At 50.2% G+C, this 13,018-nt stretch carries 23 protein-coding genes and 1 pseudogene; 1 reads left to right on the top strand and 23 read right to left on the bottom strand.

The genetic code is table 11. From position 1 onward, the window contains the following. Positions 1–42: 42 nt before the first annotated feature. From CKV66_RS00770 to CKV66_RS00680, 23 genes and pseudogenes are all read right to left on the bottom strand, one after another. The gene (locus tag CKV66_RS00770; protein ID WP_085364235.1) at positions 43–264 is read right to left on the bottom strand and encodes a hypothetical protein; all 222 of its coding nucleotides are present in this window, start codon (positions 262–264) and stop codon (positions 43–45) included. A 134-nt stretch (positions 265–398) separates the two neighbouring features. Then, positions 399–887: pseudogene (locus CKV66_RS00765) on the bottom strand (glycoside hydrolase family 108 protein); the annotation flags it as partial. 278 nt (positions 888–1,165) lie between these two features. Next, entirely contained in the window at positions 1,166–1,375 is a 210-nt protein-coding gene (locus CKV66_RS00760; protein WP_085364237.1) for a hypothetical protein, read from the bottom strand. Positions 1,376–1,398: 23 nt separating this feature from the next. After that, positions 1,399–1,860 carry a Mor transcription activator family protein gene (locus CKV66_RS00755; RefSeq protein ID WP_085417944.1) on the bottom strand — a complete coding sequence of 154 codons (462 nt, stop codon included), beginning with the start codon at positions 1,858–1,860 and terminating at the stop codon, positions 1,399–1,401. Between the two features lie 206 nt (positions 1,861–2,066). Then, positions 2,067–2,417: a gp16 family protein gene (locus CKV66_RS00750; protein ID WP_408633867.1), complete on the bottom strand. Its 351-nt coding sequence runs from the start codon at positions 2,415–2,417 to the stop codon at positions 2,067–2,069. Between the two features lie 220 nt (positions 2,418–2,637). After that, entirely contained in the window at positions 2,638–3,258 is a 621-nt protein-coding gene (locus tag CKV66_RS00745; RefSeq protein ID WP_085364240.1) for a J domain-containing protein, read from the bottom strand. Between the two features lie 129 nt (positions 3,259–3,387). Next, a complete protein-coding gene (locus tag CKV66_RS00740; protein WP_054599802.1) occupies positions 3,388–3,600 on the bottom strand; it encodes a hypothetical protein in 213 nt (70 codons plus the stop codon). 12 nt (positions 3,601–3,612) lie between these two features. Continuing rightward, on the bottom strand, positions 3,613–3,819 hold the full coding sequence (locus CKV66_RS00735; RefSeq protein ID WP_054599803.1) for a hypothetical protein: 207 nt from the start codon (positions 3,817–3,819) through the stop codon (positions 3,613–3,615). A gap of 6 nt (positions 3,820–3,825) precedes the next feature. Then, a complete protein-coding gene (locus CKV66_RS00730) occupies positions 3,826–4,119 on the bottom strand; it encodes a hypothetical protein (protein ID WP_085364241.1) in 294 nt (97 codons plus the stop codon). A 42-nt stretch (positions 4,120–4,161) separates the two neighbouring features. After that, positions 4,162–4,338: a hypothetical protein gene (locus CKV66_RS12080; protein WP_157739133.1), complete on the bottom strand. Its 177-nt coding sequence runs from the start codon at positions 4,336–4,338 to the stop codon at positions 4,162–4,164. Further along, on the bottom strand, positions 4,338–4,865 hold the full coding sequence (locus CKV66_RS00725; RefSeq protein WP_085364242.1) for a host-nuclease inhibitor Gam family protein: 528 nt from the start codon (positions 4,863–4,865) through the stop codon (positions 4,338–4,340). Before CKV66_RS00725 ends, CKV66_RS12080 begins: the two co-directional genes overlap by 1 nt. Before the next feature lie 4 nt (positions 4,866–4,869). Beyond that, positions 4,870–5,019 carry a hypothetical protein gene (locus CKV66_RS12075; protein WP_157739132.1) on the bottom strand — a complete coding sequence of 50 codons (150 nt, stop codon included), beginning with the start codon at positions 5,017–5,019 and terminating at the stop codon, positions 4,870–4,872. Further along, positions 5,013–5,843 carry a hypothetical protein gene (locus tag CKV66_RS00720; RefSeq protein WP_085364243.1) on the bottom strand — a complete coding sequence of 277 codons (831 nt, stop codon included), beginning with the start codon at positions 5,841–5,843 and terminating at the stop codon, positions 5,013–5,015. Before CKV66_RS00720 ends, CKV66_RS12075 begins: the two co-directional genes overlap by 7 nt. Next, the gene (locus CKV66_RS00715) at positions 5,840–6,430 is read right to left on the bottom strand and encodes a DUF2786 domain-containing protein (RefSeq protein WP_157739131.1); all 591 of its coding nucleotides are present in this window, start codon (positions 6,428–6,430) and stop codon (positions 5,840–5,842) included. Before CKV66_RS00715 ends, CKV66_RS00720 begins: the two co-directional genes overlap by 4 nt. A 1-nt stretch (position 6,431) precedes the next feature. Then, a complete protein-coding gene (locus tag CKV66_RS00710) occupies positions 6,432–6,899 on the bottom strand; it encodes a hypothetical protein (RefSeq protein ID WP_085364245.1) in 468 nt (155 codons plus the stop codon). A 52-nt stretch (positions 6,900–6,951) separates the two neighbouring features. Continuing rightward, a complete protein-coding gene (locus CKV66_RS12725) occupies positions 6,952–7,083 on the bottom strand; it encodes a hypothetical protein (protein WP_255351190.1) in 132 nt (43 codons plus the stop codon). A 167-nt stretch (positions 7,084–7,250) separates the two neighbouring features. Next, positions 7,251–7,490: a hypothetical protein gene (locus CKV66_RS00705; RefSeq protein WP_085364246.1), complete on the bottom strand. Its 240-nt coding sequence runs from the start codon at positions 7,488–7,490 to the stop codon at positions 7,251–7,253. A gap of 77 nt (positions 7,491–7,567) precedes the next feature. Then, complete coding sequence (locus CKV66_RS00700) at positions 7,568–7,888, bottom strand: helix-turn-helix domain-containing protein (RefSeq protein WP_231990497.1); 321 nt, start codon at positions 7,886–7,888, stop codon at positions 7,568–7,570. Then, on the bottom strand, positions 7,881–8,438 hold the full coding sequence (locus CKV66_RS00695; RefSeq protein ID WP_085364247.1) for a hypothetical protein: 558 nt from the start codon (positions 8,436–8,438) through the stop codon (positions 7,881–7,883). The genes CKV66_RS00700 and CKV66_RS00695 overlap by 8 nt, the downstream gene beginning before the upstream one ends. After that, on the bottom strand, positions 8,435–9,154 hold the full coding sequence (locus CKV66_RS00690) for an AAA family ATPase (RefSeq protein ID WP_085364248.1): 720 nt from the start codon (positions 9,152–9,154) through the stop codon (positions 8,435–8,437). Before CKV66_RS00690 ends, CKV66_RS00695 begins: the two co-directional genes overlap by 4 nt. 83 nt (positions 9,155–9,237) lie before the next feature. Then, complete coding sequence (locus CKV66_RS12720; RefSeq protein WP_255351191.1) at positions 9,238–9,369, bottom strand: hypothetical protein; 132 nt, start codon at positions 9,367–9,369, stop codon at positions 9,238–9,240. A gap of 14 nt (positions 9,370–9,383) precedes the next feature. Further along, complete coding sequence (locus CKV66_RS00685) at positions 9,384–11,522, bottom strand: Mu transposase C-terminal domain-containing protein (RefSeq protein ID WP_085364249.1); 2,139 nt, start codon at positions 11,520–11,522, stop codon at positions 9,384–9,386. Next, the gene (locus CKV66_RS00680; RefSeq protein ID WP_054599816.1) at positions 11,519–11,764 is read right to left on the bottom strand and encodes a helix-turn-helix domain-containing protein; all 246 of its coding nucleotides are present in this window, start codon (positions 11,762–11,764) and stop codon (positions 11,519–11,521) included. Before CKV66_RS00680 ends, CKV66_RS00685 begins: the two co-directional genes overlap by 4 nt. A gap of 341 nt (positions 11,765–12,105) precedes the next feature. Here CKV66_RS00680 and CKV66_RS00675 point away from each other — a divergent pair, with 341 nt between their 5' ends. Then, a complete protein-coding gene (locus CKV66_RS00675; protein WP_231990496.1) occupies positions 12,106–12,987 on the top strand; it encodes a S24 family peptidase in 882 nt (293 codons plus the stop codon). The last annotated feature ends 31 nt before the right edge of the window (positions 12,988–13,018 follow it).

Below are 13,018 nucleotides of genomic sequence, written 5' to 3'. Positions count from 1 at the left end.
ATAATGCAAGGGTATGAGCCAAGGCAATTAGCGTTTTTTTTGTCATGATTTGCGCCCTTTTTTACGGTTTCGCACTTTACGCGCCGCACGCTTGGCAGCAGCAACGCCCGATTTACGGTAGTTTGGCTTAGGGTATTCGCCAATCACACGCACACGTGGCAGCAGCATGGCCGTGCGCACGGTTTCGGCTTCGGTCGGCTCGGTATTTTTAACCCCGCGCAAAAAGGCGGCGGCCGCTGCAAAAAGCCTTTTGAAAATGCCCATCAGAAACGCCCCCCATTCATCATCCGCACGGCGGCATGTTTCAAAAAGTCTCGATGCAGCGAAGTGAAATGACGGTTAGCCTTAACGTATGCGCCGATGTTCGCGCCGTAGTCGGCGAGCTTGTGCGCACAGCCGTCCGTTACCGCATGACGCAGGTTTAAGGCCACGCGGTTTACCCAACCACGCCCAAACGCATCAAAGGCTTTCAATTTGGTGTAAAACGACAAACGCTGGCCGTTGAATTTACGCACCAATTCGGAAATATCGGCGGCGTGTATGGCCGCTTTCGTTACCGGGCCGATAATGCCGTCATCTGCCACACCCAACGCCCGCTGCAAGAAACGGGCGGCATTACCGCGCCCGTGATTGACGCAGGCATCAAAATACTGATAACCGATGGCAAAAGGCATATCCCCACAGCCGAAGCGTTCCCAAAACGCCTTGCGGTAAATTTCTTTTGCCTGATTGCGCGTCATCTCGCGCATTCGTCCTGAGTAGCCGTTGGCGCGGGCAGTCGCTTTGGTAACGCCCCAATTTGTTTCGCCGCCCGCATCGCGCAGGTCGTTTACATAACCGCCTTCATGGCCGAGTACGCGCTCGATGGCCGTATCAAATCCGCTCATAAAAAAGCCCTTTAAAACTGTGTTTAAAAAATGTTTTACAGGGCTTCATCATAAAAAAAGGCCGTCTGAAAAACGGCTGCATCTATTTCATTCAAAAGCAAAAAGCCCCGAACAAATCGGGGGCTGGGTGTTTTCGGGCGGCCTTAAATGAAACCAAGTGAGATAAATATATAGGGGTCTGCGAGATAAATGGGATTTGGCGGGTTTGAATGGGTTTGTGTGGGATGTTGGATTTGAAACATTATTGCACAGAGTGAAATAAAATGAACGGGCCGATTTCAAGCATCTAAGTCCACCAATTCATAATTAAAAAAGTGTGCCAGTTTGTTCATGATATCGATTGCTTGAATGTCATCAATAATGACCTCTATGCCTTCAAATCCAAGTACCATTGTGTGGTCGTCCTTAGAATTTCTATAAACGGTAACGCCGCTTTCATCATAATATGATTCGCAATGAACGGCGCGGCTTAGGTCTAATTCCGCCATTTTTATCCTTTCAACAAATTCACTTAAAACAATGCCGGCTGCGGGCTGGCTTCAATATCTGCCTGTTTGGCTATGTACCATATTTGGCGGTCGGTCAAATCGTATTCGACGGCGGTTTTGCGTACCGCTTCGGGCATGGAGTAGATGCCGCCGCCCATCGTTAACTCGTCAAGGCGGGCGCGGATTTGGCGGTTGCGCAGCTCGCGCAGGGCTTCTTGGCACTTCGGCACCCACAAAAACCGCTGCCGCCCGAAAATACGCCCGATTTTAAGCGCGTTTTCTTCGCCGATTTCTTCAGCCAGCTTAGCATGCAGGATTTTACCGTTGCGGGTTTTATTCATGCCCACCGGCAGGCTCGTACCGCCCCAACGCTTAATCAGGCGGTAGGCGGCATCCGCACCCACCACCTGAATCAAATCAACCGCACCGTCCGGGAGCAGATGGCGCACGTCGTCAAAATCTTTTTCACTCAAGCTCCAAGCCATTTTATTTCCCCTTTTTCGGGTAAGCCAATATCGCTGCATTGATGCACACGGCAATAACTGCGGCGATAAAAGCCACTATCAAACATCGTGCCAAATGCCCGAAATCATTTTGCATAACGTAATGGACGCCACATAAACAAAAACTACATAAAAACATAAAGCCCAATACGCTCCACATAATATTGATAACATCCTGCCTAGCCATATCAAGCCTCTTTCTTTTTGCGGTTTGCCGCAATTTGCAACGCCGCCACCAACTTGTGCATATTGCCGTCTGAAAGCCACTCCACACGATCAACCTTAAACATCCGTTTGGCCATCGCGTGTGCATAATTCCAATGCAGACCGCCATCTGCCAACAGGGCTTCGATTTTGCGCATCATCAGGTCTGCGCTTTGGCGTCGGCTCGGCCGCTGGCCGTAGTTTTTATTGGTTGGCGTGAAGCCTTTGGTTTTCATTTCAGCCACAACCCGCTCCAACTCATCAATATCCATCAGCGCGCAAGAATTTTTACCGGTTAAACGCACCAGCATATCGCGGTAAGCGTCATCAGACATGCCCATCTGTTTTTGGGCGATCTTGATTTTTGCAATCAGCTTTTTACGGTTATCAGGCTGCACGGCTTCGTCTCAAAAATACTATATGTTGTGGTATTTTATCATTTTTTATATTATTTACTACTATATTTTGTATTTTTATTTGGCGTTTTAAAGGCGTAAAAAAATCCCCGCTGTTTAAAGCGGGGATTGGGTTTTCAGACGGCCTTTCATCCGCAAGCTATTTCAGGTAATTCACTACCGTGCCCGTATTGCCGTCTCCTTTATCTCTTACCGTGCAATTAAAGCTACTTCGCAACATCGCGCCATAGCTATTGTGCGCATCCACGCTACCGGTTATGGTGTAAGTGCCGTCGCCGTTGCGGTTTCTTCCCCAACCGCCAAATTCTGCTGTTGCAGGGGCTTTTAAAAGCTGTTTTACCGCACTCTCGCAAGCGGCTTGTGCAATCCATTCGTCCAGCTTTGGCGTTTTATTATCAGATTTACCAAACACTATCATCCCAAAAAACAAAACCAAAAAGCCGCCTCCGATTATCTGCACCCAGCTCATTTGGGGCGGCTGCTGTTTAGGCTCAACAATATTCTCGGCTTCAACCGCTTGTGTTTCGCCCTTGAATTTTTGGTTGGCTTCAAGAGCTACCTTTTCCAAAAGCTGGGGCTGCTCCATAAACAGATTTTTATTATACGCCTTGCGCGCTTCTTCATCCAACAGATTCTCTTTGCACACCTGCAAATCAGACAAACTTATCCGGCCGCTTTCCGCCATCTTCTGCATAGCCTTACGGATTTCTTCAGAATCGGCAGTAATATTCACACCCAAAATTTCATAATAATTCTTCATATAGTCCCCGATTTAACATTATTCTGCGGGTGCATTCTAAAACAAGCGGCATAAAAATAAAACAAACGGATATAAAAAGGCGACACAAAAACAAAAATCCCCGTTGTTTAAAGCGGGGATTGGGTTTGTTTAATCAGCCTGTCTGAAATCCTTAACAAGCTCGCCGTCCACAAAATAGGCTACATTGTATTCGGGGTGTTGGGCGGTTGGCTTGCCGTCGCCAAAATCTACCAACAGATAACCGCCTTTCGCCCCTGTAATCACCCCGCGCCTGCCGAGGTATTCTACTTCCGTTCCGGGGCGTAAAAACGGCATTTTGTAGGCGTTGCGGATGTAATCCATTTCAGACGGCCTCTATTGATTGAGGCAATCTGCAAACTCTGCTGCAATTTTTTTGACTAGCTCTGCATGCACCTGTTTTTGTGCATCTCGGAGCACACCTGCTGCGGAATGTCCTGCAATGATTGCCGGGGTCGGGTCTTTTTGTACATCCAAGCCTTGTAAGTCAATCTCAAACAGGCCGCTGCCTGTATCTTCAATGGTAATCACTACTTTAGCCATAACCGTTTACCTTTCATCTTCACTACGCGTTTTACCGCTCTTATGACTACCTACTTCGGAAATTCCAATCCCTGATAAACCAACGTATTCTTTGCCAGTTTTGCTGTCAGTAATTAAATAAACGCCTCTTTCTCTTCCATAAGCCAATTGATCAGTAATAATAGCGATACGTTTAACCCCAAAGCGGTTATCGGTTACGACGTCGAGTTTTGCGCTTTGCTCGCGCTGGACATCAATCGGGTATGGCTCCAAGCAAGCTGTCAGCAGCATAGCAAGACATAGCGATAAGTATTTCATCATGATGTTTTTCCTTTTAAAAAGGCGGGCAATGCCCGCCGTTGGTTAATGTAATTTCGAGTGATTACATCCTAGAGACGCAATAAACTTCCCGATTTTGACCGCCATTTTTTCGGCAGGTGTGCAGTCTTTCGGATTTTGCGGAGGTGGTCGATCTGCGGCACATTCGATTTTCATGCTGCCGTCAGGGTTATCTTCAATAATGATTTTGATGCTTGCCATTAGCCCACCTCCTGTTCGTTGACTTCGATGGCAAATTTCTCCGCACCCTGTACGATGCTCAAACCCGCCACGGGATTGTCCACAAAAAACTCGGCTTCATTTAATACGGCATCTTTGTTGATTTCGTGTTTTGTCCGCACGAATCGGGCGTACTTTTCGTCCGACTGCATCAGGGCTATTACGGCATCCACGCCGCGTACTTGGCATTTGGGCGGATCGAAACGCCAGCGGATGGTGCCGGTAGTCAGGTTGCAGTATTTGACTTTGCCGTTATCGGTCAGCATATCGCGGTTGGCCGTCGCCCATGCCAGCACCCCTGCTTCGATGGCCTGCATCTCGGCGGTAAGCGGTGCGATTTGCGCGTCGAGCTTTTCCTGCATTTCGGCCACGGTGTCGTTGTGGTCGGCTACCATGCGCGTTGCCTCGCGGCTTAAGTCGCCGTAGCGTTTGATGTGTTCGACCGCTTCGTCGCGGGTTTGGATACCCACCGTAACGGCGGGGGTGTTATATCGTTTTTTTCTTGCCATTTCGCTAACCCTCCTGTGTTTTATCTTCTAGCGCTTCCGCTATTTTTTCGGCGTCATCAGCCGAATAACCAAATTCTTCCGCGTGCTGGATAAATTCATTCCAGTACTGGCCGATAAAATCGGCAATTAATAATTTTTCATAGTCTTCTAACATTTTTTATTTCCTTTCAAGGTCTCTTTAACTTTTTCCAACTCTTCCCGACCTTTCGCCCGGTCGGGTTTGGGCTTTTCCAACATCGCCCGCGGTATCAGGCGGGGCGGCAGATTGCGTATCAGGTCGGCCACATTCGGCCATTCGGCTGCATCTTGCAGCGCCTTAAAGGCCGTCTGAAACCGAACACGGTCAAACTGTTCTACTGGTTTCTCATCTCTGCCCTGCAACCGCTGCACCCATAATTCGGCCACTACTGCCAAATCAGGCGCGGCAGGACGGCCTTTCAGATTCATGGCCGACAACACGGCAAACCCTGCGGCAATTTCCTGCTTGAGCCAATCTTCGCCCGCCCATTGGCTTAACGCGGTCACACCTTGCCGCAGCTTGGTGCTTACCGCCGCATCGCCCATAGACGGTTGCCGCGTTGCAGGCATTGCCGCCGTTTCAGACGGCCTCCAGCCGCTGATAACCTCATACAAATAGCCGTGCGATTTAAGCGGTAGCTTCAAGCGGCCCACATCCCGCGCATCAATGGCCGTCTGAAAACCGTAAATCCAAGCCTCGGGCGGGGCGGGGTAAACCACCCCGTCGCGGCTGATTTGCCCGGCTTGGATGTCCGGCAGCAGCTCGCCGAGCAGCTTGGCCGTGCGGGCAAAGGTCAACTGGCTTTTGGCCGGCCTAAACAAGCCCACATAGCGCACCGCCGCTTTGCCGATCGCCGCGTCAAACTCCAACACCGCCTTAATCAAATCCGCCGCGCCGTCGTTGCCGATCAGGCTGTCAAGGCTGTGGACTGCGCCGCAATTGGGGCATTTGGTGTTCATGCCATCTTCTCCGCTACTTTAAGCGCAGACGGGGTGTGTTTTTCACGGCTGCCTACTTCCACCACTTTCAACTGGTTTTTTCTGTAATCTTCAAGCAGGGTTATTTCTTGGTCGCTCATCGCAAAGTTGGCAACATTGCGTTTCACGCCCCAAATCCACCCTTCGCAATATTGGTTGGCCAAATACACCCGGTTCGACGGTTTACGGGCGGTGCATTTTTCTTTCAGATACCGCCGCCGCGCTGCGGCAAGTTGGCGGTAAACCACGTCAAAAGCATAAGCTGCCAAATCAGGGCGGTTGCCCAACCCGTAAAACTGCACTTCCACACCCCACGCCGCTGCTTTGCACCCAAACACACCCGCTACCATATTCATCAGATGCCATTGCCAGTCTTGCGGGCGTTCGGGCACGTTTTTTTCTGCGGCAGTGATATTGATTTCCGCCAACGCCACATCGCGCTCGTCCAGCTCATACTTCGCCATCAATGCCTGCGCATGTTTCAGCGCCTGCGCCGCTTCGTGCTCGTTGGCACTCTTGCTCAAGGCAAGGCATTTTTTGATTTTGTCTAAGGCTTTTTCTTTATCCATATCACACGGTCTCCTTTGCCCGCTCTTTCCAAGCAATCCATGCATAATCGATGCTCACGTCTTCATACCCGCCGTCGTCAGGATTGCGGGCGAGGCGGTCGCCGTTATTCAATCGGCACATCCACGCTTCAAACTTTGCCCGCTCTGCCGCTTCGGGGTCGTGTTTGCATACGCTTACCCCGCTGCATTCTTCAAAAGCCAAGTCGATGGCTTCGCGCACCGTCGGCGCGGAGGCGCAGAAATAAGCTTTTTCGCACATCTGCACCGTTACCGTCGGATGCTCGCCGTCCTTCTTGTCAACCGCAAAGCTGCCCAAATCCTCAAGCCACTCAAGGCGTTTTTGGTCGTACAAATCGCGGGTTTCCAAGCGCATGATGCACAAGGCTGCCTCGTTTAAAAGTAGGTTTAAATGCGCCGGCGTTTGCGTGTCTTCCGCCGCGCGAATTAAATCGTCTGCCAATCTGTTCATTTTCACGTTTCCTTTATTTTCAATAGGTTATGAATTTCACAAGGCAAAAAAATTATTGCCCGATAAGTTTTTCCACCGTCAACCAGCCCAAATACCCGCCCAATGCCGCAGCCGACCAGCACATCACCACTGCCGCCAACCACAATCTAATCAGCCATAAGGCCGTCTGAATTTTTTTGCTCATATTCCGCTCCCGTAATAATGGCGTCATCGCCGTAGATTTGTTTGATTTGCCTGATTGCCGCTTGCAGCCGCCCGTGTTTGGTATGCGGGCTATACAGATTGTGATATATCCGCTGACGCCGCCGGTGCTGCCCGTATGCCTGCCAGTCTTGGTTGCGCCGTCGGTGGCTATTCATATACCACCCCGCGCATTCTTTCTTCATCACTCATGCGCTCATACGCCTTTTCCGCTTGCAGCGCCTCAAAATCGGCCGCATCCTGCTTTTCACGCATCAGCCGTTGCTCCGGTGTTTCATGCTCAAAATAACTGCGTACAGGCTGCGGCTCCGTGCAGCGGTTGGCACAAGCAGTTATAACCATCACAATCACAGAAATCATCAATAATTCCCTTAATTTGATTTTGTGCATTTTAAATTTCCTTTTTTTTCAATAACTTATCAAAATCAGCAGGCAAAAAATATATAGCCCTATCAATGGCTTACCTGTTAATCAGGTCGGTTTGGGCATTTCAAACACGCTTTCCAGTGCCCCATTTTTATAGGGTTGTGGGTGGGTGCGGCCGCGTGAGCTATATCCCTGCAATCTTGCAAAGTGATTACATTGCCGCTAAACGGGCATTTAATGTTATAAACCCGCATCACTTTAGCGGCGATTTTGTCCGTTTTGCCTTTATATTTGCCGTTTACCACCAAATTGATTGCCGTCATGCTGTAACCCAGCTTATCGGCAACGCTGCGCTGGCTGCTGCTTTCAATCTCGCGCTTCAATACTGAAAACCACTCTTCATTCATATAGTCTTTATTCATAGTCCGGCACCTCCCGTAACATGATTTGTTTTAAGTTAGGGTCATACACCTCGCGTATATTAAGCAGCTGCGGTGCTTGGCTGCCCGTGTTGTGCAGCAGCACATAATCTTCACGGCTACGCTTGCCCAAATACCCTGCCGCCAGCAGCGAGATAACGTATTTTTTGACCCATTCTCTTTGCACCTCGTGCGTCATCCGCACATGAGCCGTCAGTGAGTCCAAGGTAAAGGTGTGCATAATCTTGATGGTGCGCCAAATAATTTCTGTATTCTTCGGCGTGGCCTCGGTGCCGTCCGGCCGCAGGCGCGGAGCATCTACTCCTGCGTCTTTGGTCAGTCGGTAGAGCTTGCAGCGGTCGGCTGCCGTTTCAACCGCCACATAGCCCGCCGCAATCAATGCTTGCAGATACATATATACCGTGCGGCTTTTCACATCTGCCTGCTCGCTCAATGCCGCCAACGTCACCCAACTTTCACGGCTTGCTCGCAATGCCGTCCACACCAGTTGGCGGTTATTGCGGGGCAAGGTCAACTCTTTAACCGGCTTCATACTTTCGTCCCCCGTTTAGGCGCTTCGCCTTTATACAGTTCGGCCTTGGCAATATCGCCCAAGCCCAGCTCTGCCAAACCTTTTTCAGCGGCAAAGGCGGCAAGATTGACCAAGTTAACCGTTACCCTGCGCACCGAGCCGTGAGCGATTTCCACCAAATGCGCCAGCAAGTCGTTTGACAGGCGCACTTTCGGGGCATATACCGCCGCCAGTTCCGCTGCATCGTCCACGCTAACCGGTTGCGCCGGCACCCAAGCGAGCACGCGCCCGTGAAAACGCTCGTATTTTTTCAGCTTGTTCGGTAACAACTCTTCACCTACCAACATCACAGGCGCTTGGCTGCCTTCGTAGATGTCGCGCACCAGCTCAACCATGCCCTCCTTAGAAACAAGGTAGTCGGCCTCATCGATGATGAGCGGTCGTTGACTGGCTGCCAATTGCTCACAGATCACATCCAAGCAGCCCGCCGTGGTTCGAGCCGGCGGCAAGCCCATCTCAAAGCAGATTTTTTCGAGCAGCGTCTTTTTGCCCCACGCACTGCGCATCTGCACATAGTAGGCGCGGGTCTGATTGGCCACCGCCACCGTTGCCGTGGTTTTGCCGTAACCGCTGGGGCCGTACAGCACACCCAAACCGGGCAGGCCGTCTTGTCGGTTAACCAAACGCTGCATGGCAATAGCAACCAAAGATAAATTATTAATGTTTGCAATCTTCATTTTTTAATACTCCGAGTAACTACGTTTTATCCGTGTTTTAAACAGGTTTTTAACAGGCCGTCTGAAAAACGGCGTTTGGCATTTTATTGCGCGGCGGCCAGTGGTCGGCGCAGCACTTCGCGCTCCACAAAACCCAGCACAAGCCGTTTGCTTTGGCGGCTTTTTCGGGTTTCCGCCATCTTCTTTACCAGCCATTCAGGCATTTCCATCTTCATTTTTAAACCTCTTTCTATCCGTAAGCCCGTGCCATTTGCTCCATCAGTTCGACACGGCCGCTATTTACATACCACTCAAGCCATTTGGCTTGCGTCTCGTTTAATTCGGCAGCTTCACAGCTTGCCAAGCGTTTATATTCAGCGTATTGCGCCTTCGGGTTTAGGGCATCGGGGGCTTCCCAACTTGAGGCCGTCTGAATCGGCTCCGGCTTCACCACCTTAAACACCGCCTCCACCGTTTCCGGCTCTTCACGCCGCGCCAGCACTTTCGCGCCTTGCTCTTTTAAGCGGCTCATATCCAGCGTAATACCGCCTAAATTCACGCTGCTTTCATGCTCGATAACCGCTTGCCTGCGCTCCGCCAGCACGTTTTCACGCTTGATTTCAACCCGTTTCAAGGCCGCATCGTTGCGTTTATCCATTGCCTGCTCAATCACGCTTTCAGGCATATAGCTTTGGCTGTTGCCGTGCCATTCCGCCTTACAAATCAAGCGGCCTGCATCGTCATACACCCAAACCCACTGCGCATCTTGCACGTCGTAGCCAACCCGCAACTCTTCGCCGTTAAATTCCTCCAAAAGGTTTGAAAAATAAACGTTATTAAAGAGTTGCACCTCGCCGCGCCGTACCGTACACATCTTCTGCGGTCTAAACAGCCAGCCCTCGTCTTCCGCCAACACCTTCGGCGGCTCGCCGAACTCTTTTACCTTCAACGCCCACATTTCGTTTGGCGTCATGTGGCGTTTTTTGCCGTCGGCATCAGTAAATTTCAGCAGGCTGCGGTGCGGGCTGTTGTTGTAGGCTTCGATTTCCGCCTCGATAAACGCCTTAAATTCGTCCCACGTCGGTATCGGCGAGTTGATAATCTTGCCTTGCAGCTTGATTTCCTTGCGTGTCCAATGGAACAGCGATTTGCGCGCTTCCGCATCCATGTCTTTACCCACATAAGTCGGCAGCTTTCGCGCCGCGCGGGTAAAAATGTTATGGCTGCGTTCCGATACACCTTTAGCTTGCGAGTTATAGGCCAGCGAGTGTTTCATCGTCATACCCAGCCTGCCCATAATCCCCGTTGCCTCATCAGTCATCATCAAGTTTTCAAAGCCTTTACCCCAGTCCACATACCACACCGCGCCGATGGCCGTGCGGCTAGCATGGCACAACGCTTCCAGCACCGTAAACCGGCTTTCCGCCAAGCCCACGCTCCAGCCCATACAGCGGCGGGTTGCTACATCGATTACCGTTGTGATTTCAGGGCGGAACGGGTGGCCGCTCATCGGGTTAAGCACCTCCGCATCAAAGGTGTGGCCGTCTGCGGTGTAGATCGCAGCCGGAGGCAAGTGCAAAAACTCGCGCCGTTTGTGCGGCAAATCGTTTTTCAGCTCGCGCTTACCTTTGCGGCCGTCTTGCAAGGCCACATTGCCCACCTTGCTCATCGCCCGCCGTACCGCGTGTATGCTCGGCACCTTAACCAGCGGCATTTCAACCGCCAGCGCATCCAAAAACGCCTCGTAAGCCATCTGAACGCTTGGTTTCGTCGGCAGCCGGTAATACTTCAAAAACAGCGGTAGCCAATCAGGCATATTCATATCGGCGGTGGCCACTTTCGGAATCAGCGTATTGCTTTCCCGTTGGGCAAACCAGCGTTTGATGGTACGGCTGCTCGGCAGCTTCAAACTGCCCGCGCCGCGCTCGTCTAAGGCCAGCTCAAACATCTTCGCCACATGCTCAAACTGCGGCAGCCTTGCTTGCGTCAGCAGCGTAGTAATCGCCGCATCCTTGCCGACATTCGATTCAGCCATCAGCCGCTCAACCGCATTCAACACACCGAGCCTTGCTCCCTCGCGGGTGCGCTGCGCTTCGGTGGTTTGCATGTACCGCACTTCCGTCGATACCGCCGTATTTGTGGCCGCCAACACCGGCAGCGGCGGCGCCGTATCTGCCAGCACCTTAGCCATCTCGCGCTCTTGTATCTGCATCATCACTTCGGGCGGTGGGGTGTACTCGCGGCGTTTGCCACCGCGACCGCCTTTGCCAGCCACTTCTATAAACGGCCAGTTTTGTTGTTTGGCTCGAAAAACCACTCCCGCTTCCGTTTTAGGCAGTCCGCTTAATTCAAGAGCCACCAGTTCCGACGCGCTGTAATGCTTTTTCATGATGCTTCCTTATAAAGATGTGCCCATCTAGGGCGTATTCTTTTACCGTCTATCGTCCATCTATCAGGCCAAAGCTCGTGTAACTCTTTGCCTAATACATTTGCTATTGCTTTCTCGCCAGATAGGCTGGGCTGCCGTAATGCTTTCCTAACAGCATGCTCCCCAACCTTTTCTTGCTTTGCTACATCAGTAAGGCTGAAACCTTTTATACGCAGCTTTGCTTTAATCAATTCTGGGTGCATTGTTTTTTCCTTTTGTACTTTATTACTTTGAAATATAAGTAAACCGCTTAATCGACCGTCCAATTTCTTAGACGGTCTGTTAAACAGTCTCTGTAAAAGTACCGTTTATCTGCGTTTTCGGCTCTTTTTTCCAAATTGTTAAAGAACGATGTAGAATCAGCTAAAATCTGTTTAGATTTCTTGTTTGCTACTTTTAAACGCATTATAGTATCAAAGTTGATTGATGCAAAGTATAAAAGTAAGAATAAAAGTGAAAATTAAGCAACTATATGATTTAAAAAGAAATAAAGTATAAAAGCACTTTGATACTTGTCTTTTATACTTTTAAATGGAGTATGAAAGTGGATTTTTCCCAAAATATAGAACTTGGGGCCTATGAATTACATAAGCTGATTGAGCAATTGGCAGAGCAAGGAATAACACTTACATCTCTACCAAAATCAGGACCCGGCATAAAGCTGCGCGCACAGTCCGAACAATGGGCATCAAGAGTAGTACCCGGAAAGGGCGGTAAGGGTGGCAATAAAACCATATACATCTTACCGGGTTATGTCATTGAAGAATTGATAGAAAAAGGACTATTAAACCTGTTTGAAGAGGCTGCGGAAGAAATATCACAAGCTGCGACGGATGAAAGTATATATAAAAGTATATATATAAGTAACGCCGCATCATCCGCACCCAATAAACAGCGTGAAATAGCGGCCATCTATTCAACCGACCCCATACCGGCCAGCATGGAAGATTTGGTGTCCGGTTATAAAGCATGGGCTTCTCATCAAGATACCGCCAATATCGTGCCTGTCCGCTATCACATCAACGTGTTTGGCAGCGCGGGCAACGGCACAATCTCATGGCAGGCGGAAGAAACCGAAGCAATGTGGTTTAGAGCTTCATTTTTCAAACACTTAGGCGTAAACCCAAACCGCTGCTTCTGCACGCGCGTCAAAGGCGACAGCATGTTTCCCACTTTAATCGACCTTGGCACGGTTTTATGGTGTGCAACTGCCAAATACACAGAGGAAGGTATCTATCTCTTCCGACAATACGACGAGATCAGAATCAAACGCCTACAACGCCTGAATGCCCACACCTTTAACATTATTAGTGATAACCCGAACAAAGGGATATATCCAACAACAGAGTTGGATTTATCCCAAACCGAGCCGCATGATTTCGAGATACTTGGACGCTACCTGTGGAGCTGTGGCATAGCCAAATAATCGAATCTGATAATTCCACGATTATTCCATG

Origin of the sequence: Neisseria zoodegmatis, from assembly GCF_900187305.1 — a bacterium.
GTDB lineage: Bacteria > Pseudomonadota > Gammaproteobacteria > Burkholderiales > Neisseriaceae > Neisseria > Neisseria zoodegmatis.
The sequence above is the reverse complement of the archived record's forward strand: the minus strand, read 5'-3'. Positions and strand labels throughout refer to the sequence as shown.